The 21,222-nt window shown below is 72.5% G+C and carries 18 protein-coding genes and 1 pseudogene; 8 read left to right on the forward strand and 11 right to left on the reverse strand.

The genetic code is table 11. The annotated features are described in order from the left end of the window. Positions 1–274: 274 nt before the first annotated feature. From ACIQD7_RS03090 to ACIQD7_RS03120, 7 genes are all read right to left on the reverse strand, one after another. Positions 275–1,666: an 8-oxoguanine deaminase gene (locus ACIQD7_RS03090; protein WP_121829431.1), complete on the reverse strand. Its 1,392-nt coding sequence runs from the start codon at positions 1,664–1,666 to the stop codon at positions 275–277. Positions 1,667–1,714: 48 nt separating this feature from the next. Beyond that, positions 1,715–3,121 carry a nucleobase:cation symporter-2 family protein gene (locus tag ACIQD7_RS03095; RefSeq protein WP_402438899.1) on the reverse strand — a complete coding sequence of 469 codons (1,407 nt, stop codon included), beginning with the start codon at positions 3,119–3,121 and terminating at the stop codon, positions 1,715–1,717. A 74-nt stretch (positions 3,122–3,195) separates the two neighbouring features. After that, a complete protein-coding gene (pucL, locus tag ACIQD7_RS03100) occupies positions 3,196–4,119 on the reverse strand; it encodes a factor-independent urate hydroxylase (RefSeq protein ID WP_121829429.1) in 924 nt (307 codons plus the stop codon). A gap of 5 nt (positions 4,120–4,124) precedes the next feature. After that, positions 4,125–4,529 (reverse strand): hydroxyisourate hydrolase, encoded by a 405-nt coding sequence (gene uraH, locus ACIQD7_RS03105; RefSeq protein WP_161373932.1) that lies wholly within the window; start codon positions 4,527–4,529, stop codon positions 4,125–4,127. A 51-nt stretch (positions 4,530–4,580) separates the two neighbouring features. Continuing rightward, positions 4,581–5,096 carry a 2-oxo-4-hydroxy-4-carboxy-5-ureidoimidazoline decarboxylase gene (uraD, locus tag ACIQD7_RS03110; protein ID WP_402438901.1) on the reverse strand — a complete coding sequence of 172 codons (516 nt, stop codon included), beginning with the start codon at positions 5,094–5,096 and terminating at the stop codon, positions 4,581–4,583. A gap of 155 nt (positions 5,097–5,251) precedes the next feature. After that, positions 5,252–5,590, reverse strand: coding sequence for a helix-turn-helix domain-containing protein (locus tag ACIQD7_RS03115; RefSeq protein WP_351970409.1), 339 nt, complete (start codon positions 5,588–5,590; stop codon positions 5,252–5,254). A gap of 44 nt (positions 5,591–5,634) precedes the next feature. Further along, positions 5,635–5,886 carry a hypothetical protein gene (locus tag ACIQD7_RS03120; RefSeq protein WP_121829437.1) on the reverse strand — a complete coding sequence of 84 codons (252 nt, stop codon included), beginning with the start codon at positions 5,884–5,886 and terminating at the stop codon, positions 5,635–5,637. A gap of 142 nt (positions 5,887–6,028) precedes the next feature. On the opposite strand from ACIQD7_RS03120, the gene ACIQD7_RS03125 reads away from it, so the two are divergent. The 3 genes from ACIQD7_RS03125 to ACIQD7_RS03135 all read left to right on the forward strand — a co-directional run bounded on the left by ACIQD7_RS03125 (position 6,029) and on the right by ACIQD7_RS03135 (position 9,452). After that, positions 6,029–6,862, forward strand: coding sequence for a TIM barrel protein (locus ACIQD7_RS03125; protein WP_030219676.1), 834 nt, complete (start codon positions 6,029–6,031; stop codon positions 6,860–6,862). A 53-nt stretch (positions 6,863–6,915) separates the two neighbouring features. Beyond that, positions 6,916–7,806 carry a 2-hydroxy-3-oxopropionate reductase gene (locus tag ACIQD7_RS03130; protein WP_402438903.1) on the forward strand — a complete coding sequence of 297 codons (891 nt, stop codon included), beginning with the start codon at positions 6,916–6,918 and terminating at the stop codon, positions 7,804–7,806. 191 nt (positions 7,807–7,997) lie between these two features. Continuing rightward, complete coding sequence (locus ACIQD7_RS03135; RefSeq protein ID WP_121829424.1) at positions 7,998–9,452, forward strand: catalase; 1,455 nt, start codon at positions 7,998–8,000, stop codon at positions 9,450–9,452. Positions 9,453–9,767: 315 nt separating this feature from the next. Here ACIQD7_RS03135 and ACIQD7_RS03140 read toward each other — a convergent pair whose 3' ends face one another. Next, entirely contained in the window at positions 9,768–10,985 is a 1,218-nt protein-coding gene (locus ACIQD7_RS03140; RefSeq protein ID WP_402438906.1) for an MFS transporter, read from the reverse strand. An 80-nt stretch (positions 10,986–11,065) separates the two neighbouring features. Between ACIQD7_RS03140 and ACIQD7_RS03145 the strand changes: the two genes are divergently transcribed. Then, complete coding sequence (locus tag ACIQD7_RS03145; RefSeq protein ID WP_402438908.1) at positions 11,066–12,085, forward strand: ArsR family transcriptional regulator; 1,020 nt, start codon at positions 11,066–11,068, stop codon at positions 12,083–12,085. Between the two features lie 198 nt (positions 12,086–12,283). Here the strand turns inward: ACIQD7_RS03145 and gcl are convergent, their stop codons facing one another. Then, on the reverse strand, positions 12,284–14,071 hold the full coding sequence (gene gcl / locus ACIQD7_RS03150; protein ID WP_402438910.1) for a glyoxylate carboligase: 1,788 nt from the start codon (positions 14,069–14,071) through the stop codon (positions 12,284–12,286). An 892-nt stretch (positions 14,072–14,963) separates the two neighbouring features. On the opposite strand from gcl, the pseudogene ACIQD7_RS03155 reads away from it, so the two are divergent. From ACIQD7_RS03155 to ACIQD7_RS03165, 3 genes and pseudogenes are all read left to right on the forward strand, one after another. Continuing rightward, positions 14,964–15,440: pseudogene (locus ACIQD7_RS03155) on the forward strand (hypothetical protein); the annotation flags it as partial. Between the two features lie 127 nt (positions 15,441–15,567). Continuing rightward, positions 15,568–16,356: a TIGR04222 domain-containing membrane protein gene (locus ACIQD7_RS03160; RefSeq protein ID WP_402438912.1), complete on the forward strand. Its 789-nt coding sequence runs from the start codon at positions 15,568–15,570 to the stop codon at positions 16,354–16,356. Between the two features lie 35 nt (positions 16,357–16,391). Continuing rightward, a complete protein-coding gene (locus ACIQD7_RS03165) occupies positions 16,392–16,916 on the forward strand; it encodes a GNAT family N-acetyltransferase (protein ID WP_402438914.1) in 525 nt (174 codons plus the stop codon). Here ACIQD7_RS03165 and ACIQD7_RS03170 read toward each other — a convergent pair. Next, a complete protein-coding gene (locus ACIQD7_RS03170; protein WP_402438916.1) occupies positions 16,913–18,514 on the reverse strand; it encodes an AMP-binding protein in 1,602 nt (533 codons plus the stop codon). The two genes, ACIQD7_RS03165 and ACIQD7_RS03170, sit on opposite strands and share 4 nt — an antisense overlap. Further along, the gene (locus ACIQD7_RS03175; RefSeq protein WP_402438918.1) at positions 18,511–20,187 is read right to left on the reverse strand and encodes an AMP-binding protein; all 1,677 of its coding nucleotides are present in this window, start codon (positions 20,185–20,187) and stop codon (positions 18,511–18,513) included. The genes ACIQD7_RS03170 and ACIQD7_RS03175 overlap by 4 nt, the downstream gene beginning before the upstream one ends. A 135-nt stretch (positions 20,188–20,322) precedes the next feature. Between ACIQD7_RS03175 and ACIQD7_RS03180 the strand changes: the two genes are divergently transcribed. Then, complete coding sequence (locus ACIQD7_RS03180; RefSeq protein WP_402438920.1) at positions 20,323–21,141, forward strand: response regulator transcription factor; 819 nt, start codon at positions 20,323–20,325, stop codon at positions 21,139–21,141. The last annotated feature ends 81 nt before the right edge of the window (positions 21,142–21,222 follow it).

Here is a 21,222-nt window from a genome sequence, read left to right on the forward strand (position 1 = left end):
GCGGGCGGGGTCCCTGAAGCGGAGTCCCGGCGGGCGGGATCCGGAGGGCGGTGCTTCGGGAGGCGGTGCTTCGGAAGGCGGGGCGGTGCGGCCGCGGAGGGAGCGCGGCGCGTGGGCGGGGTGCCCGGTGGGGGTGCGGGCGGGTGTCACCGTCCCGGGAGGTGCCGTACTGCTTCTGCGTACGCCACCTCCCGGTCCGGCTGCCGCGGATCCCGCTCGGATCCGCGGCGACCGGTCGAGGGCCGTCCCCCTCGGCCGGACTCCGTGGGGAGGGTCAGCCCTGGGCCGCGATGCGGGCCAGGCGCTGCGCCTCCGTGCGCGCGTCGCGCGCGATGGTGTCCTCGTCGACGGTGAGCAGCCGGTCGTTCTCGACGATCTGCTTGCCGTTGACGAAGGAGGCCGTGACCGGGGCCGCCGCGCCGAAGACGATGGCGGTGACCGGGTCGGCGATCGTGGAGTGGCCGAGGCCGTCGATCTTCCAGAGGACGAAGTCGGCGAGCTTGCCGGCTTCGAGGGAGCCGATGCTGTCGGCGCGGCCGAGGACCTGCGCGCCGCCGTAGGTGCCGAGGCGCAGGGCCTGGCGGGCGTTGAGCGCGGCCTCGCGGTGGGCGCCGAGGCGGTTGATGAGGAGCGCGTTGCGCAGCTCGGTGTGGAGCTCGCCGGACTCGTTGGAGGCGGTGCCGTCGACGCCGAGGCCGACGGGGACGCCCGCCTTCAGCATGTCCGGTACGCGGGCGATGCCGGCGGCGAGGCGCGCGTTGGAGGAGGGGCAGTGGGCCACGCCCGTCTTCGTGCGGGCGAAGGCGGCGATGTCGGAGTCGTTCATGTGGACGCAGTGCGCCATCCACACGTCCTCGCCGAGGAAGCCGGTGGACTCGAAGTAGTCCGTCGGGCCCATGCCGAAGAGCTCGTGGCAGAACTTCTCCTCCTCCACGGTCTCCGAGCCGTGGGTGTGCATCCGCACGCCCAGGCGGCGGCCGAGCGCGGCGCCCTCGCGGAGCAGCTCGGTGGAGATGGAGAAGGGGGAACAGGGGGCGACGGCGACCTGGGTCATCGCGTCGAAGGAGGCGTCGTGGTACTTCTTCACCGTCTCCTCGGTCGCGGCGAGCGCGCCCTCGGTGGTCTCGACGGCGAAGTCCGGCGGCAGGCCGCCGTCCTTCTCGCTGCGGTCCATGGAGCCGCGGGCGAGGGTGAAGCGGACGCCCATCTCGGAGGCGGCGCCGATGATGGCGCCGGAGAGGTCGCCGGAGTTCACCGGGTAGACGTAGTGGTGGTCCATGGCGGTGGTGACGCCGCCGCGGGCCATCATCGCCAGCGAGCCCTGCGCGGCCGCGCGCACCATCCGCTCGTCGATGCGCGCCCAGGTCGGGTAGAGCGCCACCAGCCAGTTGAAGAGGTTGTGGTCGGTCGCCAGGCCGCGGGTGATCCACTGGTAGAAGTGGTGGTGGGTGTTGACCAGGCCGGGCGTGACCAGGTGGCCGGTGGCGTCGATGCGCCGGACCACGTTCTCCAGGTTCTCGGGGGCCTTGCCGGCTCCGATGGACTCGATCCTGTTGCCGGCGACGACGAGGTACCCGGAGGCGTACTCGGTGTCGTCGGCGTCGACGGTCGCGATCGCCGCGTTCTCGACGACGATCCGCTGGGGGGCTGCCGAAGGTGCTGCCATGGCGGTGCTTCCTTCATTCCTCGGGGGTGGTGTGGGCACGGCAGGACCCTAGGAGGATTTGAGTGCCGGGGCCGTGTGACGGCTCCGGGTGCCGAGATGGTGGAAGAACAGGTTGAGCAGGACCGCGACGAGCGCGCCCGCGCTGATGCCGGAGCCGAGCACGGTCTGCGCCCAGGCCGGGAAGTCGGCGTAGAAGGTGGGCGCGGCGAGCGGGATGATGCCCGCTCCGAGCGCGACGGCCACCAGGATGATGTTGGAGCTGTCGTCGAGTCCGGCTTCCGAGAGGGTGCGGATGCCACTGACCGCGATCGAGCCGAAGAGGACGATGCCGGCGCCGCCGAGGACGGGCATCGGGACCGTGGAGACGACCGCGCCGAGGACCGGGAAGGCGCCGAGGACCAGCAGGGCGCAGCCGGCGGCGGCGACCACGTACCGGGAGCGGACCCGGGTCAGCGAGACGACGCCGACGTTCTGGGCGAAGGCCGAGGTCGGGAAGCCGCCGAAGACGGGGCCGAGGAGGGTGGCGACGCCGTCGGTGCGCAGGCCGCGGGTGATGGTCCGGCCGTCGGTGCGCCGCTCGCAGATCTCGCCGAGGGCGAGCATTCCGGCGCTGGACTCCGTCATCAGGACCAGCATCACGATGCACAGGGAGAGGATCGCGGCGGGCTGGAACTCGGGGGCGCCGAAGGCGAAGGGGGCGGGCAGGGCGGCGACGGGTGCCTCGCGCAGGGCGCCGAAGTCGGCCATCCCGAAGGGGATCGCGGCGAGGGTGCCGATGAGGAGGCCGAGGAGCAGGGCGATCTGCTTGACGAAGCCCTTGCCGAAGCGCTGGAAGAGCAGGACGACGACGAGGGTGAAGCCGGCGAGCGCCAGGTACCTCATGGCGCCGAAGTCGGCGGCGGTCCGGTCGCCGCCCTGGGCCCAGGCGACGGGCACGGGCATCAGGGTGACCCCGATGAGGGTGATGACGACGCCCGTGACGAGCGGCGGGAAGAAGCGCAGGAGCCGGCCGAAGAAGGGGCCGACGGCGAGGCAGAAGACTCCGGCGACCATCACCGCGCCGTAGATGGCGGGCAGTTGGTGTCCGGGGGCGCTGGTCTCGGCGATGGCGAGCATCGGGGCGATGCCGGCGGACGAGGCGGCGTTGACGAACGGGAGCCGGTTGCCGGCGAACCGTCCGGCGCCGAGGGTCTGCAGGAGGGTCGCGCAGCCGGCGATCAGCAGGCCGGCGGCGATGAGCCGGGTCATCCCGGCCGCGTCCAGGCCGACGGCCTGGCCGATGATGAGCGGAGGGGTGACGACGCCGGCGTACATGGCGGCGATGTGCTGGAGCGCCGCGGGGACGAGCCGCGAGGCGGGGAGCTTCTCGTCCACCGGATGGCAGGGGGCCGGGGAGGACGACGGGGTGGAACACGGGCCTTCGGCGGTTGCCGGCCCCTGTGCAGGCTGTGCCATGGGAAGGTTCCCTCCGGTCTGGTGCGGCCCCCGCCCGACTGCGGGCGGGCGGGGGCCGGTCACTCAGATGCCGCTTAGAGGTTGGTCATGTCGACCGGGATCTGCGCCGTGGCTCCGTCACGCAGGACGGTGGCCTCGATGAGGCCGTACATGCGGTCGGCGGCGTAGTAGACCTCGTTGTCGTTCTTCAGTCCGAAGGGCTCGAGGTCGACCAGGAAGTGGTGCTTGTTCGGGAGCGAGAAGCGGACCTCGTCGATCTCCGAGCGGTGGTTGATGATCCGGGTGGCCATCTGGTACAGCGTCTGCTGGAGGGAGTACGAGTAGGTCTCCGCGAAGGCTTCGAGCATGTGCTTCTTGGTCTGCTCGTAGGACCGCTCCCAGTTGGGCATCCGCTGGTCGTCGTCGGTCCAGTTGAACCGCCACCGGCCGGAGACCTGGGTGGCCAGGATGCGGTCGTACGCCTCCTGGAGGGTCGTGTACTGGTCCTTGATGTAGCCCCAGAACTCCGAGTTGGTGGAGTTCATGACGACGAGGTCCTTGAGGCCGGAGATGACCTCCCACTTCTCGCCGTCGTAGGTGATCTGGGTGACCCGGGTCTCCTGGCCCTTGCGGGCGAAGGAGTGGTTGACCTCGTCGGCGCCGATGAACTTGGAGTTGGCGTCGGAGGAGGCGATGCGCTCCCAGCTGTACTCCTCGATCCGGATCCGGGCCCGCTCGATCGGCTCCTGGCTCGTCACGAAGTGGCGGGCCAGGTGGATGCCGAACTGCTCGGCGGACTCGATGCCGTACTCCTTGGCGAACGCGAAGACGGTGTTCTTCGTCGTGTCGGTGGGGAGGCAGTGGGCGTTGGAGCCGGTGAGGTGGACGTCGCTGAGGTCGCCGGAGAGGGCGACGGAGACGTTGAGGTCCTTGATGTGGTGGGTGGCGCCGTCCCGCGTGATCTTGACGACGCGGTTCTCTGCTTTGCCGTACTGGTTCTGGCCGAGAATCGTGGGCATGTCTGCTAGCTCCCTCGGTATACGGAGTAGCCGAACGGGTTGAGCAGCAGCGGTACGTGGTAGTGCTCGCCCGGGGTGACGGCGAACGTGATCGCCACCTCCGGGAAGAACGCACCGCTGTCCCTTACGCGGGGGGCGTCCTGCTGCGCCTCGGCTTGCTTCTTCGCACTGTGCTGGGTGGAGAAGTACGCCTCGGTCTCGAAGTCGAGGCGTACGTGGGTGGTTCCCTCCGGCAGGGCCGGCAGGTCCTTGCAGCGCCCGTCCGCGTCGGTGGCGGAGCCGCCGAGCGCGGTCCACTCCGCGTCGGAGCCGGCGCGGGCCGCGAGCGCGATGGCGACGCCCCCGGCGGGGCGGCCGATGCTGGTGTCCAGGATGTGCGTGGACACCGAGGCCGTGGTGTCGGTGCTCATGTGCGGAGCTCTCTTCTCTCTTACGAGTCCCCTGCGGGACCCGCGGGCCCGTTACGGGGCCTGCGGGCCCTCCGCGAGGCGGGTCAGCCGGATGCGGTTGATCTTGCCCAGTTCGGTGCGGACGATCTCGCGCTCCGCCTCGGGCGAGTTGCCGATCCGCTCGCGGACCGCGTCGCGCATCTGCTCGCCGTTCTTGCCGGTGGCGCAGATGAGGAAGACATGACCGAACCTGTCCTGGTACGCCAGGTTGAGTTCGAGCATCTCGGCCTTGAGCTCCTCGGAGGCGCCGGCCATCCCGCTCTGCTCGCGGGAGGAGGTCGGGTCCCCGGCCTTCGGACGACCGATCGGCGGGTGCCCGGCCATCGCCTCGGCCAGGTCCTCGGCGGTCAGCTCGGCCATGGCGGCGTCACTGGCGAGGAAGAGGGCTTCGGCGGTGGTGTACGGGCGCTGGGCGAGGATCTTGCTCCCCCACGCCGAGCTGGAGCACACCTCGTGGAGCGCGGCGAGGGCCTCGCTGTCCGCCGAGGTGTTGAACCGGGCCAGGCCCGGTGTCGTACCTGAAGTCACGGGAAGCCTCCGTGGCTGTTTTTCGCTGTGCGTCGGACGGGCTGCGGATAGCTAACGCCCTCCACAACACAACGTCAACACTTTGTTGAAAAGTCGGTGACACAAAAGCCGTCGTCCCGACATCCGGACGACGGCTCCTGGACACACATGATCAACTAGTCGGCCTTGACGGCCTTTTCCCTGTTCAGGGCGGTCTCGCGGTTCAGGTAGTTGTACACGGTGAAGCGGCTGACGCCGAGCGCGCCCGCCACCGTCTCCACCCCGTGACGCACGGAGAACGCGCCGCGCGCCTCCAGGAGCCGGACGATCTCCTGCTTCGACTTCCGGTCGAGTTCGGCGAGCGGGGTCCCGTGCCGCCGCTCCATCGCGGCCAGGATGTGGTCCAGGGACTCCGAGAGCTGCGGGAGGCGCACGGCGAGCACGTCCTCGCCCTCCCAGGACAGGACGACGTCGTCGGGCTCGGCCAGCTCGGGGCCGAGCAGCTCGGCGCCCATGGCGTCGACCAGGGGCTTCACCGCGGCGATCAAGGGGTGTTCGTTCACTTCTCGCCCTCCCCGATCACGTTGACCTGGAGCGAGACGCGGGTGGCGCCGGCCGCGAGCGACTCGCGGAGCAGCGCGTCGACGGCGGTGAGGACCGCGTCGGCACCGCCCTCCGCCGTGTTGCCGAAGGGACCGACGTCGACCGCGTCCAGGTCGGCCGACTGGATGACCTCACGGGCCACGACCGCGTGCGCCGGCGCCTCGTCGAGGTCGAACGGCTCGGTCGTGAACTCCACTCTCAAACGCACCATGGCCCCACGCTACGGCCCCTCCCCGCCCCCGCGGGAGCCCCGGACCTGCGGGGACCCCTTGACAAGCGCGCCGACCTGCTTGCAACATTCCGACAGACAGAAACTTACTTCCGCTATACGGAAGGAGCGCCTACCCCTCATGGGATACACGGACCAGCGCTTCGATGTGAACCTGTCGATCCTCTTCACGGAACTCCCGCTCCTGGAGCGCCCCGCGGCCGCCGCCGCGGCGGGCTTCACCGCGGTCGAGCTGTGGTGGCCCTGGATCGACACCGCCACCCCCGAGCAGAGCGAGCTCGACGCCCTCAAGAAGGCCCTCGAGGACGCCGGCACCCAGCTGGTGGGACTGAACTTCTACGCCGGACAGCTCCCCGGCCCGGACCGCGGGGCCCTCTCCGTACCGGGTGAGGAGTCGGACCGCTTCCGCGCCAACATCGACGTGGCCGCCGACTTCGCCGCCTCGGTCGGCTGCAAGGCGCTCAACGCGCTCTACGGCAACCGCGTCGAGGGCGTGGACCCGCAGATCCAGGACTCCCTCGCCCTGGAGAACCTGGTCCTGGCCGCCCGGGCCGCCGACCGCGTCGGCGCGATCCTCCTGGTCGAGACCCTCAACAAGCCGGAGTCGCCGCTCTACCCGCTGGTGAGCGCCCCCGCCGCGATCGAGGTCGTGGACAAGGTCAACGCGGCGACCGGCCTCGGCAACGCCAAGTTCCTGCTCGACGTCTACCACCTGTCGATGAACGGCGAGGACGTGAGCGCGGTCATCGCGCAGTACGCGGACAAGACCGGTCACGTGCAGATCGCGGACAACCCGGGCCGCGGCGCGCCGGGCACCGGCGACCTGCCCCTGGAGCAGCTCCTCGACGAGCTGAAGAAGGCCGGTTACGACGGCTGGGTCGGCCTGGAGTACAAGGCCGCCGACGCCGCCGCGTCCTTCGCGTGGCTCCCGGCCGAGGCCCGCGCGGCCCGCTGACCGGCCGACCCGCGCCCCCTCCCCCGTACCACCAGTTTTCGAGAGGCACCCTCATGAGCAACCTTCCCAAGATCGCGTGGATCGGCCTCGGCATCATGGGCTCCCCCATGTCCGAGAACCTCCTCAAGGCCGGCTACCAGGTCACCGGCTTCACCCTGGAGCAGGACAAGCTGGACCGCCTCGCCAAGGCCGGCGGCACCGCCGCGGGCTCGATCGCCGAGGCCGTCAAGGACGCCGACGTGATCATCACGATGGTGCCCGCCTCCCCGCAGGTCGAGGCGATCTCCTACGGCCCCGAGGGCATCCTCGAGAACGCCAGGCGGGGCGCGCTGATCGTCGACATGTCGTCGATCACCCCGCAGACCTCGGTCGACCTCGCCAAGAACGCCGCCGAGAAGGGGATACGCGTCATCGACGCCCCGGTCTCCGGCGGCGAGGCCGGCGCCATCGAGGCCGTGCTCTCGATCATGGTCGGCGGCGAGCGGGCCGACTTCGACGAGGCCCTGCCGATCCTGGAGGCCCTCGGCAAGACGATCGTGCTGTGCGGCCCGCACGGCTCCGGCCAGACGGTGAAGGCCGCCAACCAGCTGATCGTGGCGGTCAACATCCAGGCCTGCGCCGAGGCCGTGGTCTTCCTGGAGAAGTCCGGTGTGGACCTCACCGCGGCCCTCGACGTCCTCAACGGCGGTCTGGCCGGCTCGACCGTGCTGACCCGCAAGAAGGACAACTTCCTGAACCGGGACTTCAAGCCCGGCTTCCGGATCGACCTGCACCACAAGGACATGGGCATCGTCACCGACGCCGCCCGCAACGTGGGCGCCGCCCTCCCGGTCGGCGCGGTCGTCGCCCAGCTGGTCGCCTCGCTGCGCGCGCAGGGCGACGGCGGCCTGGACCACTCGGCCCTGCTGCGCGCCGTCGAGCGCCTCTCCGGCCAGCAGGTCTGACCCCGTCCCCGCTTCCCCGGGGCCCCCGATTTCCGGTCGGCGGCGGTGCTGACAACTGTCCTGTCGCGCCCAGGCGCCGCCGCCGACCGGAACACCACACTTCATTTTCAACAAACTGTTGACGTTTTTCGGAGGGCGTACCTACGCTCCTGGCACCGTCACACAGTGCAGCTCCCGTACGGAAGGTCACGATGTCGCAGCGCGTGCTTACGACCGAGTCCGGCGCCCCCGTCGCCGACAACCAGAACTCCGCCACCGCCGGCGTCGGTGGCCCCCTGCTCCTCCAGGACCAGCACCTGCTGGAGAAGCTCGCGCGCTTCAACCGTGAGCGGATCCCGGAGCGCGTGGTGCACGCCCGCGGCTCCGGCGCGTACGGGTACTTCGAGGTCACCGACGACGTCACCGGCTTCACGAAGGCCGCCTTCCTCTCCGAGGTCGGCAAGCGGACCGAGACCTTCATCCGCTTCTCCACCGTGGCCGACTCGCTCGGCGGCGCGGACGCGGTCCGCGACCCCCGGGGCTTCGCGCTGAAGTTCTACACCGAGGAGGGCAACTACGACCTCGTCGGCAACAACACCCCGGTGTTCTTCATCAAGGACCCGATCAAGTTCCCCGACTTCATCCACTCGCAGAAGCGCGACCCCTTCACGGGCCGTCAGGAGCCGGACAACGTCTGGGACTTCTGGGCGCACTCCCCCGAGTCCACCCACCAGATCACCTGGCTCTTCGGCGACCGCGGCATCCCGGCCTCGTACCGGCACATGCACGGCTTCGGTTCGCACACCTACCAGTGGACCAACGAGGCGGGCGAGGCCTTCTTCGTCAAGTACCACTTCAAGACGAACCAGGGCGTCCGCAGCCTCTCCGCCGAGCAGGCCGCCGAGCTGGTCGGCAAGGACGCCAACTCGCACCAGACCGACCTGCTCCAGGCGATCGAGCGCGGGGTCAACCCCTCCTGGACCCTGTACGTCCAGGTCATGCCGGCCGCCGAGGCGGCGGACTACCGCTTCAACCCGTTCGACCTCACCAAGGTGTGGCCGCACGCCGACTACCCGCTCCAGCGGGTGGGCCGCCTGGTCCTCGACCGCAACCCGGACAACGTCTTCGCCGAGGTCGAGCAGGCCGCGTTCTCCCCGAACAACTTCGTCCCGGGCATCGGCCCCTCGCCGGACAAGATGCTCCAGGGCCGCCTCTTCGCCTACGCGGACGCCCACCGCTACCGCCTCGGCGTCAACCACACCCTGCTGCCGGTGAACGCCCCCAAGGCGACCACGGCGCAGAACTACGGCCGGGACGGCTTCATGGCCACCCGCAACGGCTCGCGCCACGACAAGAACTACGAGCCCAACTCGTACCAGGGCCCGGCCCAGACCGACGCCGCGCTCTCCGCGCCGCTCGCGATCCACGGCTGGACCGGCACCCACGAGGCGCCCGCGCACGTCAAGGACGACGACTTCTTCCAGGCCGGCGAGCTCTACCGCCTGATGTCCGAGGACGAGAAGGCCCGGCTGGTCGCCAACATCGCCGGCGGCCTGTCCCAGGTGTCCCGCGAGGACGTCATCGAGAAGAACGTCGCGCACTTCGCCGCCGCCGACCCGGAGTACGGTCGGCGCGTGGCCGAGGCGGTCGCCGCCCTGCGCGACTGATCCACGGCGACACCCAGACTGCGTACGGCACTTGACGGGAGGTCAGCGCCGTACGCGGTCCGGAACACCGGCCCGAATGAGGGGTGGCCGGTGGACCGGACAGCGTGAGGACCGCGGCGGCTCCGAGCCAGTGCGGTGGTAAGGGCGACGGCCCCCTTCTTGACCTGAAGGAAGGACGGCCGCTCCGCCCGTCGGCACCGCCGCGGTCCCAACGCCCTCCCCTATATAGGACCTATATGGGGGGACGGGCATCCCGAGACTCCGCCCGGCGGCGCGAACGTCCTGTCGCGCCAGCCTCGCACCGTCGGGCGGTCATCAGACGGGAGAGCGCGGAACCAGGTTTACGGTCCCTGGTTCCGCGCTCTTCTTCGTTTCCCGGCGGTCGGCCCACGCCAGGAGGAACGTCACGGCGAGCGAGGCGACGGCGAGGAGCACCATCCCGGTCCGCGGCGAGGCGTACTGGGCCAGGGTGCCGGCCAGGGCCGCGCTCACCCCCTGGAACGCGAGCATCCCCGAGGAGTGCAGGCCCAGGGCGTGCCCGCCCAGCTCCTCCGGCACCAGGGCCATCAGCCGCTCCTGGTGCAGCAGGCTCGCCCCGTACCCCACCGCCGACACGGTCACGGCGGCGAGCGCGAGCGGAAGCCCGGGGTCGAGGGCGAAGAGCAGGAACGGGGCCGCGAGCAGCGCCTGGAGCGGGAAGCGGAGCCGGGCCCGCAGCCGCTCCGGCAGGAAGCGGCCGACGGCGGTGTCCCCGACCAGCATCCCGAACGCGCCGCAGACGAAGAGGAGTCCGGCGCGCTCGGGGGCGTACGGCACGAACAGCGACTCGCAGCCCACGATCAGCCCGTTGGGCACCCAGAGCGCGAGGTAGCAGCGGCGGCGGGCGGGCAGGGACAGGAGCCGGGCGTTGGTGCGGCGGGTCACGGCGATCGAGGGGCGTCCCTCCGCGCGCGGAGGGCGCGCCGCGAGGCCGAGCCGGGCGAGGAGGGCGGCGGCGAGGTAGAGCCCGGCGCCGGCGAGGACCGCGCCGCGCGGCGAGAGCAGGGCGACGAGGAGCCCGCCGGCCGCGAAGCCGCCGATCTGGCAGACGCCGGTGGCCATGTTCGTCACCGAGCGGCCGAGGAGGTACGCGTCGCGCGGCAGGATCTCGTTCAGGAGGCCGTAGCGCACCCCGCCGCCCAGCGAGGCCGCGAGCCCCTCGGCGAGGAGGACCGCGAAGACCGCCCAGACGGGCAGGGCGGGGACCGCCAGGACGGCCGTGCCCACGGCGAAGAAGAGGGCGATCCCGGAGAGCGCGGCGCGCGGCGGCAGCCGGTCGGCGGCGGAGAGCAGCGTGGTCGCGCCGAGGAGCTGGGCGAGCGAGGGACCGAAGAGAGCCAGGGCCGACAGGAGCGGCGAACCGGTGGCGCGGAAGACGAGGGTGGCGAGCCCGAGCCCGGCCACCGTCTGCGCGGCGGTGTGGGCGGAGCCGGTGAGGAAGAGCGGGGCGAATTCGGGGGTGCGGAAGAGGGAGCGGTAGCGGGAACGGGACATGCGGGGAGTCTCGGGGGCGCCCGGCGTCCGCCGTTATCGTTTCGCACGGAGGCGAAACCGAGGAGCTCGGGGGGCGCGGGATGGGCTGGTGGCGGATCGGGACCGACTCGCTCGCGGGCGGCCGCTTCGTGGTCTCGCCGCTGGCCGAGACCATCGCCGCGCTCAAGACCCTGCACGCGGCCGCCGCGACCCATCCGGGCGAACGGGCCTGGCTGGCGTCCTCGCTGCCCGCCTACCGGGCGCGTCTGGCGGCCGAGCCGCTCGACGCCCTGCTCGTACGGGCCGCGATCGGGCCCACCTGGAACGCGGACTTCCTGACGCCGACGCCGCTCGGCGAGGGCGAGCGGTCCTTCGGGGAGGAGGTGGAGGCCGTCCGCGCCGCCGACCCGGCCGGGGCGGTGCCGCAGCTGGCCGTCGCCCTCGGCGGCCCCGTGCCGGAGCCGCTGCGGTCGGCGCGGGACCTGCCGGAGCGGATGGCGGAGGTCCTGACGTGGGTGTGGGAGGAGACCGTGCTCCCGGAGTGGCCTCGGCGGCGGAGGATCCTCGAAGCCGACGTGACGGCGCGGACCGCGCGGTTGGGCCGGGCCGGCTGGGCGGCGGCCCTGGACGAGCTGTCGCCGGGCCGGATGCGCTGGCTCGGGGACGGCCGGCTCCAGGTCAACGCCCGCCCGTACCCGCCACGTTCGGTCGACGGCGGCCGGCTGCTCTTCGTGCCGGTGACCCCGGCGACGGGCTGGGTGTCCTGGGAGGGCACGGAACGGTTCGCGGTGGTCTACCCCTGCGCGGGCGTCCTGGCGGACGCCTCGGGCCCGGTCGTGCCGCGGGCGCTGGGCGCGCTGCTCGGACCGGGGCGGGCGGGGGTGCTCGTGCGCCTGGGGACGCCGAAGTCCACCAGCCAGCTGGTGGCCCTGACCGGACAGGGCCTCGGCTCGGTGGGCCGGCACCTGAAGGTACTGCGGGAGGCGGGGCTCGTCCGGCGGGGACGGGCGGGCCGGTCGGTGCTCTACGCGTGGACGGAGGCGGGCGCGGTGCTCGTACGGGCGCAGGGGGCGGAAGGGGCGCGGGAGGCGGGAGGGGGACGTGAGGTACGGGGGGTGTGAGGCGCGGGGGGGCGTGAGGCGCGGAGGCGCGGGAGGCGCGGAGGCGCGGGAGGCGCGGAGGCGCGGGAGGCGCGAGAGGGCGTGAAGCGCCGGGGGACGTGAAGCGCCGGGGGACGTGAAGCGCCGGGGGCGTGGGGCACGCGAGGCGGCCCCCGTCCCGGTGCTCCTCGGGGCGGGGGCCGTGTCGCGGCGCCGGGATCAGACCTGGAGGGCCTTGATCGCGGTCGGGGCGTGGCCGGGCTCGGTGGCCAGGTCCTCGAACTCGGTGACGTCGCTCATGTCGACCGTCTTGCTCATCGCGATGTTGGTGATGCGCTCCAGGATCGCCTCGACGACGACCGGGACCCGGTGCTCGACGGCCAGCTTCTTGGCCTGCTCCAGGGCCTCGCCCAGCTTCTCCGGGTCCTCGACGCGGATCGCCTTGACGCCCAGGCCCTCGGCGACCTTGACGTGGTCGACGCCGTAGACGCCGATCTCCGGGGTGTTGATGTTCTCGAACTCCAGGTTGACCTCGAAGTTGATGCCGAGGCCGCCCTGCGCCTGCCGGATGAGGCCCAGGTAGGCGTTGTTCACCAGGACGTGGACGTAGGGGACCTTGTGCTGGGCGGCGACCGCCAGCTCCTCGATCATGAACTGGAAGTCGTAGTCGCCGGAGAGCGCGACGACCGGGGTCTCCGGGTCGGCGGTGGCGGCGCCGATGGCGGCCGGGATGGTCCAGCCGAGCGGGCCGGCCTGGCCGCAGTTGATCCAGTGGCGCGGCTTGTAGACGTGCAGGAACTGCGCGGCGGCGATCTGGGAGAGGCCGATGGTGGTGACGTACCGGGTCTCCGGGCCGAAGGCCTTGTTCATCTCCTCGTAGACGCGCTGCGGCTTCATCGGGATGTTCTCGAAGTGCGTGCGGCGCTGGAGGGTGGCCTTGCGCTCCTGCGCGGAGGCGGCCCAGGCGGTGAAGTCGGGGAGGCGGCCGGCGGCCTTCCACTCCTTCGCGATCTCCAGGAAGAGCTCCAGGGCGGCCCTGGCGTCGGAGGCGATGCCGTAGTCCGGGGCGAAGATCTTGCCGAGCTGGGTGGGCTCGATGTCGACGTGGACGAACTTCCGGCCCTTGGTGTACGCGTCCAGGTTGTAGCCCGTGTGGCGGTTGGCCCAGCGGTTGCCGATGCCGAGGACGAAGTCGGACTCCAGGAAGGTGGCGTTGCCGTAGCGGTGCGCGGTCTGGACGCCGACCATGCCGGCGGCCAGCTCGTGGTCGTCCGGGATGGTGCCCCAGCCCATCAGGGTGGAGATGACCGGGACGCCGGTCAGTTCGGCGAACTCGACGAGCAGGTCGGAGGCGTCGGCGTTGATGATGCCGCCGCCGGCGACGATCAGCGGGCGCTCGGACTCCAGGAGGAAGGACAGCGCCTTCTCGGCCTGGGCGCGGGTGGCGCGCGGCTTGTAGACCGGCAGCGGCTCGTACGTCTCCGGGTCGAACTCGATCTCGGTCAGCTGGACGTCGATCGGCAGGTCGATGAGGACCGGGCCGGGACGGCCGGAGCGCATCAGGTGGAAGGCCTGCTGGAAGACGCCGGGGACCTGCGCGGCCTCCAGGACGGTGGTGGCGGCCTTGGTGACCGGCTTGGCGATGGTCGCGATGTCGACGGCCTGGAAGTCCTCCTTGTGGAGCTTCGAGACCGGGGCCTGGCCGGTGATGCAGAGGATCGGGATCGAGTCGGCGATCGCCGAGTACAGGCCGGTGATCATGTCGGTGCCGGCCGGGCCCGAGGTGCCGATGCAGACGCCGATGTTGCCGGCCTTGGCGCGGGTGTAGCCCTCGGCCATGTGGGACGCGCCCTCGACGTGGCGGGCGAGGGTGTGGCCGACGCCGCCCACGTTCTTGAGCTCGCGGTAGAAGGGGTTGATCGCCGCGCCGGGGACGCCGAACGCCTGGGTGACGCCTTCGCGCTTGAGGATCTCAACGGCCGCTGCGGCGGCGGTCATACGAGGCATGGGAGTGCTCCTGCTTCGGCCGGGCGGATCCAGGCGGGCTCCTCCTCGACCGGGGGATTCTCCACCTGTTTCCGTAATACGGAAAATCTGTTCTGCTATGTGGAAGCAATGTAGGTGGGGTGGCGAAGGGCCGTCAAGGGAGGTCCGCGCTGCGGGACGGTTCCGGGGTCCCGAAGTGGCCGAACAGCCTCCCCCGGGGCGGTGGATGGGTGGACGATGGGAGCGGACGACAGGGGGTTGGATCGTGGGCGATTCGGTACCGGTGCGCTGCCCGGAATGCCTGAGCACGCAGGCGTACGCGGCACCCGTCTTCCCCTGCGCGTGCGGGAGCCCGGTGGCCCCGACGGTGGCGGCGGGCGCGGTGGCGGAACCGCTCACGCGCCGGAGCTGGACGGACGAGTGGGTCACCGTCCGCTGCGGCGCCTGCGGCCGCGAGGACGACTGGCCCCACCCGGAACTCGGCTGCCAGTGCGGGGCGGTCCTGCGGGTGCCGGTGCGGATGAGCCCTGCGGGCGGCGGGGGTGACGGGGGCGGCTCGGGCGGCTCGACGGAGCCGGGTGCTCCGGGTGCCGGAAGCGCGGCGGGCGGTCCGGACGTTTCGGGCGCCTCCGGTGCGGGGCCGTACCCCGGCGCGGTCCCGCACCGGGCGGCGGGCCCGGACACCAAGAGCGGCGCCGGCACGTCCGGCCCGGACGCTTCCCGTACGGCTGGCTCCCGGGCCGGCGGCCCTCGCACCGATGACCGCCACGGCATCGACGGCGCCGACCCGCACGGACCCGACACCGACCCTGACACCGCCGACCCGCACGGGCGCGGTACCGCCCCCGGCTCCGTCGGCCCGCACGAGCCGAACACCGACACCGACCCCGGCCCCACCACCCCGCACAGGCCCGAAGGGCCACCGCCACAGGAGCCGTACCGGGAGTTCGCCGAGCGTTACCCCGCGCACATCCCGCTGCCGCCCACCGGTCCTCGGCCGGTTCGGGGGCGGGGGGTCTTCCGGCCCGTGACGATCCGGACCGGGCGGGACGCGGTGGCCGCGGCCGCCGGGTACCTGCGCTGGCTCGGCTTCCGGGACGTCGTCCAGCCCGAGGAGCGGCCCGCCTCCGGGGTGGACCTGCGGGCGGCGGGGCTCGTCGCCCAGGTGGACCCGAGCACCCGCCCCACCGGGCTGCGGGCGGTCGAGTGCCTCTGGCTCAACGGTCTGAGCACCTCGGCCGTGAGCGCGTTCTTCTCGCTCGCCGGCTACACCCCGGAGGCCCGTACGCGCGCCGCCGAGGTCGGCCTCCCGCTCTTCGTGCTCGACCTGACCGGCACCCCGCAGCCGGTGAACCGCGCCGCCGACGACCTGGCGGCGGGCGGCGCCTGACCCCGGCGCCCGGGCCCCGCGAAGCGCGCCCCCGGCCTCCCCCCACAACACCTCGGCATCCGAAATCGGCCATTCACGCGTGAGGAACACGCTCCGCCGGGCACAACTCCCTTGGGGGGTGGGCGTGATGCCGACGGGGATGTGGTGGTTCATCGGGGCGGCCTGGGCCGAACTGCTGCTCGCCGCCGCGCTGCTGCGAACCTGCAGCCGGGAGAGCGCGGCACCGGACGCGGACGCCGTGCCGACGCCACAGGCGCTCGCGCTGCTGCGGGGCGGACGGCGGGCGGCCGTCACCGTGGCGCTCGTGGCACTGCACCAGCGCGGGGCGGTCGCGGCGGGCCGCAAACATACGATTCGGGCCAACGGCGGACCGGGCCGGACCCGTGACCCGGTGCAGCTCGGGGTGCACGGGGCGCTCCGCCGGGCCCTCGCCCTGGGGGACCTCACACAGCGTCCCGAGGCGCGGCGGGCCGTGGACGCGCTGAGCGGCGAGCTGCGCGGGGCCGGGCTGCTGCGCCCGGTCGCGCAGCTGTGGGTGGTGCGGGCGCTGCTCGGCTGCGTGCTCCTGACCGTCCTCATCGGGCCGTTCGCGACCGGCGCGGCGCGGGCGGACCTCCCGGGGATGCTCGCGACCGGTCTTCCGCCGGTCCTCGGGGCGGCGGCGGTGCTGCTGCGGCTGCCGGTCACGACGGGCGCGGCGCGGCGGCTGCTCGCCGGGCTGCGGGAGCGGTACCCGCTGCCGGCCCACCGCCGGGAGGTGACGGACGGGCGGCTCGTCCAGCTGTACGTGGCGCTGTACGGCGATCCGGCCCTCGCCCTCTTCCTGCCCCGCTTCTCCCGGGACGGCGGGCTGCTCGACCGGCCCCGGGACGCGGACCGGAACCGGCCGTCGCCGGGCGGCGCCCCCGGCCGCTGAAGCCGCGCCGCACCGGCCCCGCGTCATACTGTCGTATGCGCATCAGAGCGGCCGTCGCGGCCGAACTCCCGCTGCTCCAGGACATCGAACGGGCGGCGGGCGAACCGTTCCGCTCCCTCGGCATGGCGGCGATCGCCGACGACGACCCGCCGTCCCTGGAGGCCCTGGAGGCGTACCGCCGGGCGGGCCGGGCCTGGGTGGCGGCGGACGCCGCCGACCGCCCGGTGGCGTATCTGCTCACCGATCCGGTCGACGGCGCCGCCCACATCGAGCAGGTGTCGGTGCACCCGGACGCCGCCCGCCGGGGCGTCGGCCGGGCCCTGATCGAGCACCTGGCGGCGCTCGCGGAGAAGGAGGGCCTGAGGGCGCTGACCCTGACCACGTTCGCCGAGGTGCCCTGGAACGCCCCGTACTACGCCCGGCTCGGCTTCCGCCCCCTCGACGACTCCGACCCGGCCCTCACGGACGGCCTGCGCGCGATCGCCCGCGCGGAGGCGTCCCACGGCCTGGCGGCCTGGCCTCGCGTCTGCATGTGCAGGGACCTCGCCAGGACCCCCTAGTTCCCGGCGTACCGCTCCCGCAGCTCCACCTTCCGGACCTTTCCGCTCACCGTCATGGGGAACTCCGCGAGGATCTCCACCCGGCGCGGGATCTTGTAGTGGGCGAGGCGGTCGCGGCAGAAGGCGGTGACCTCCTCCGGGGTGGGCGGGTCGGCCGGGTCGCGGGGGATCACGCAGGCGAGGATCTCCTCGCCGTAACGGTCGTCGGGGACGCCGACCACCTGGACGTCCGCGATCTTGGCGTGGCCGTGCAGGAACTCCTCGATCTCGCGCGGGTACACGTTCTCCCCGCCCCGGATGATCATGTCCTTGATACGGCCGACGATCCGCACGTAGCCGTCGTCGCGCATCACCGCCAGGTCGCCCGTGTGCATCCAGCGGCCCGGGTCGATCGCCTCGGCGGTCTTCCCTGGCTCGTCCCAGTAACCGAGCATCACGCCGTAGCCGCGGGTGCACAGCTCGCCCGCCGCGCCGCGCTCCACGGTCAGTCCGCTCGCCGGGTCGACGATCTTCACCTCGACGTGCGGCATGACCCGGCCGACCGTGCCGGTGCGGCGCTCCAGGTCGTCGTCGCAGCGGGTCTGGGTGGAGACGGGGGAGGTCTCGGTCATGCCGTAGCAGATCGACACCTCCGCCATGTTCATCTCGGCGACCACCCGCTTCATCACCTCCACCGGGCACGGCGAGCCCGCCATGATCCCGGTGCGGAGGGTGGAGAGGTCGTACGTCGCGAAGTCGGGGAGGTTCAGCTCCGCGATGAACATCGTCGGCACCCCGTACAGCGAGGTGCAGCGCTCCTCCTGGACCGCCCGGAGGGTGGCGGCGGGGTCGAAGGAGGGGGCGGGGATCACCATGCAGGCGCCGTGCGAGGTGGCCGCGAGGTTGCCCATGACCATGCCGAAGCAGTGGTAGAACGGGACGGGGATGCAGATCCTGTCCTGCTCCCCGTAGGCGATCATCTCCCCGACGAAGTAACCGTTGTTGAGGATGTTGTGGTGGGAGAGCGTGGCCCCCTTGGGGAAGCCCGTGGTGCCCGAGGTGTACTGGATGTTGACGGGCTCGTCGCAGGAGAGCGGCTCCGGGCGCAGCTCCCCGGGCTCCCGGGTGAGGAACGCGTCCCAGCTCGCGTCCCCGAAGTACACGGCCTCGCGCAACGCCGGGCATTCCCCGCGCACTTGGTCGACCATCGCCCGGTAGTCGCTCGTCTTGTGGGCTAGGGAGGCGAAGAGCAGGGAGACGCCCGACTGGTTCAGCACGTACGCCAACTCGTGCGGGCGGTAGGCCGGGTTGACGGTGACCATGACGGCGCCGATGCGGGCGGTGGCGTACTGGACGAGGACCCATTCGGCGCGGTTCACGGCCCAGATGCCGACCCGGTCGCCCTTGCGGACGCCGCTGCCGAGCAGCGAGCCGGCCAGCCGGTCCACGTCCGCGCCGAACTCCGCGTACGTCCAGCGGCGTCCGTGGGGGACGTCGACGAGCGCCTCGCGGTCGGGCCAGGCGGCGACGGCCCGGTCCAGGTTGGCGCCGATGGTGTCGCCGAGCAGCGGGGTGGTGGACGCCCCGTGGGCGTACGAGAGTTCCTTCGGCGCGCTCACGCGAGGTCCCCTTCCGTGTACTCGGTGCCGCCGCCCTCGGCGGTGAGGCGGCGCAGCTCGACCCGGCGGATCTTGCCGGAGACGGTCTTGGGCAGGTCGGCGAACTCGATGCGCCGGATCCGCTTGTATGGGGCGAGGACGGCGCGCGAGTGCGCGAAGAGGGCCTTCGCGGTCTCCGGGCCCGGCTCCCAGCCCGCCGCGAGGACCACGTACGCCTTGGGGACGGCGAGCCGCAGCGGGTCGGGGGCGGGGACGACGGCGGCCTCGGCGACGGCCTCGTGCTCCAGGAGCGCGCTCTCCAGCTCGAAGGGGCTGATCTTGTAGTCGGAGGCCTTGAAGACGTCGTCGCCGCGGCCGATGTACGTGATGTATCCGTCTTCGTCCCGCGCTCCGATGTCGCCGGTCCGGTAGTAGCCGCCGGCCATCGCCTCCGCCGTGCGCTCCGGGTCGCCGTGATAGCCGGTCATCAGGCCCACCGGGCGGGCGGACAGGTCGAGGCAGATCTCGCCCTCGTCGGCGTCCGGTCGGCCGCTCACCGGGTCGACCAGGGTGACCCGGTAGCCGGGGCTCGGGCGGCCCATGGAGCCCTCCTTGAGCCGCTGGCCGGGGCTGTTGGAGACCTGGACGGCGGTCTCGGTCTGGCCGAAGCCGTCGCGGATCGTGATGCCCCAGGCGCGCCGGACGGCCTCGATGACCTCGGGGTTGAGCGGTTCGCCGGCGGCGACGACCTCGCGCGGCGGGGTCTTGAGCTGCCCCAGGTCGGCCTGGATCAGCATCCGCCAGACGGTCGGCGGGGCGCAGAAACTGGTGACCCCGTGGCGCTCCATCTCGTCCATCAGGCGGGCCGGGTCGAAGCGCGTGTAGTGGTGAATGAAGACGGTCGCCTCGGCGTTCCACGGCGCGAAGAGGTTCGACCAGGCGTGCTTGGCCCAGCCGGGCGAGGAGATGTTGAGGTGGACGTCGCCGGGCTTCAGGCCGATCCAGTACATGGTGGCGAGGTGCCCGACCGGGTACGAGGTGTGGGTGTGCTCGACCAGTTTGGGGCGGGCGGTCGTGCCGGAGGTGAAGTACAGCATCAGGGTGTCGTCGGCGAGGGTGGCGCCGTCCGGCGCGAAGTCGGCGGACTCGCGGGCGGCGAGTCCGTAGTCCAGCCAGTCCGGCCCGCCTCCGCCGACCGCGATCCGGGTGTAGTCGCCGGGGACGTCGTCGAACTTGGCGGTGTCCTCCGCGCGCACGAGGACGTGGCGGGCGCGGCCCCGGTCGACGCGGTCGCGCAGGTCGGCGGGGCCGAGGAGCGGGGTGGCGGGGATGACGACGGCCCGCAGCTTCATGGCGGCGAGGACGGTCTCCCAGAGCTCGATCTGGTTGCCCAGCATGACGACGATCCGGTCGCCGGCGCGCACGCCCCGGGCCCGCAGCCAGTTCGCGACCCGGTTCGAGCGGGCGGACATCTCCGCGAAGGACGCCTTCGTCTCGGAGCCGTCCTCCTCGACGATGTGCAGGGCGGTGCGGTCGTTGCCCTCGGCGACGACGTCGAACCATTCGAGCGCCCAGTTGAACCGTTCGGGCCGGGGCCAGGCGAAGCCCGCGCGGGCCGCCTCGTAGTCCTCCCGGTGTTCGAGGAGGAAGTCCCGGGCGGCCCGGAACTCCTCGGTCGCACTGGTTGCCGTCATGTGTCCTCCTCATTGCGGGACCGGTCCCGGACATCGTGTAATCAGTGACCCGGGTCTCACTACCCCCGTTCGGGGGTGAACCCGCGGACGGCGAGGGCCGGCGCGGCGGGGCCGGCGGCCACGAAGGAGAGCGCGGTGCGCGAGCACGTCGAATCGTCGGTGGAGCTGCGCGGGGCGCTGCTGAGGCTGCGCCGCGCCACGGGGCTCCCGGTGGTCTTCGGGGGGCTGCTGCACGAGACCCGGGGGCTGCGGATCGGTGAGCTGAGCGGGGCGGTGACGCCGGCCCTGCGCGGGCTCGCGATCTCGGCGGGCTCCGGTCTGGGCGGCAAGTGCCTGGCGCTCGGGCGGCCGTGCGCGGTGACGGACTACCCCTCGGCCCGGCACATCACCCACGAGTACGACCGCCCGGTGTCGGCGGAGGGGCTGCGCTCGGTGATCGCGGTGCCGGTCGTCGTGCGCCGGAAGGTGCGGGGCGTGCTGTACGGGGCGCTGCGCGACGCGCTGCCGGTCGGCGAGCGGGTCTTCGACGCGGCGGTCGCGGCGGCCCGGGACGTGGAGCAGGCGCTCGCGGTACGGGACGAGGTCCGGGAGCTCCTGGCCCCGCCGCCGTCCGGCCCCTCCTGGGAGGAGGTGCGGCAGGCGTACGGCGAACTGCGCGAGCTGGCGCCGAAGGTCACCGACCCGGAGCTGCGGGAACGGCTCCTCGCGGTGTGCGGCCGCCTGGAGACGGCCTCGGGCCCCCCCGCGCCCCTCCCCTCGGTGACCCTGACACCGCGCGAGACGGACGTCCTGGCGGCGGTGGCCTCGGGCGCGACGAACGCCACGGCGGCGGTACGTCTCGGGCTGCGCCCGGAGACGGTGAAGGGCTACCTGCGCTCCGCGATGCGGAAGCTGGGGGCGCATACGCGACTGGAGGCGGTGGTGGCGGCGCGGAGGGCGGGGGTGTTGCCGTAGGGGGCGGGGCGGGAGTACCGCCGTAAGGCCCGCCCGGGACGGGGGTGCTGCCGCAAGGGCGCGGGGCCGGGGCGGGGACGG

The organism is Streptomyces sp. NPDC093071, from assembly GCF_044754545.1.
In the GTDB taxonomy this organism is placed as follows: Bacteria; Actinomycetota; Actinomycetes; order Streptomycetales; family Streptomycetaceae; genus Streptomyces.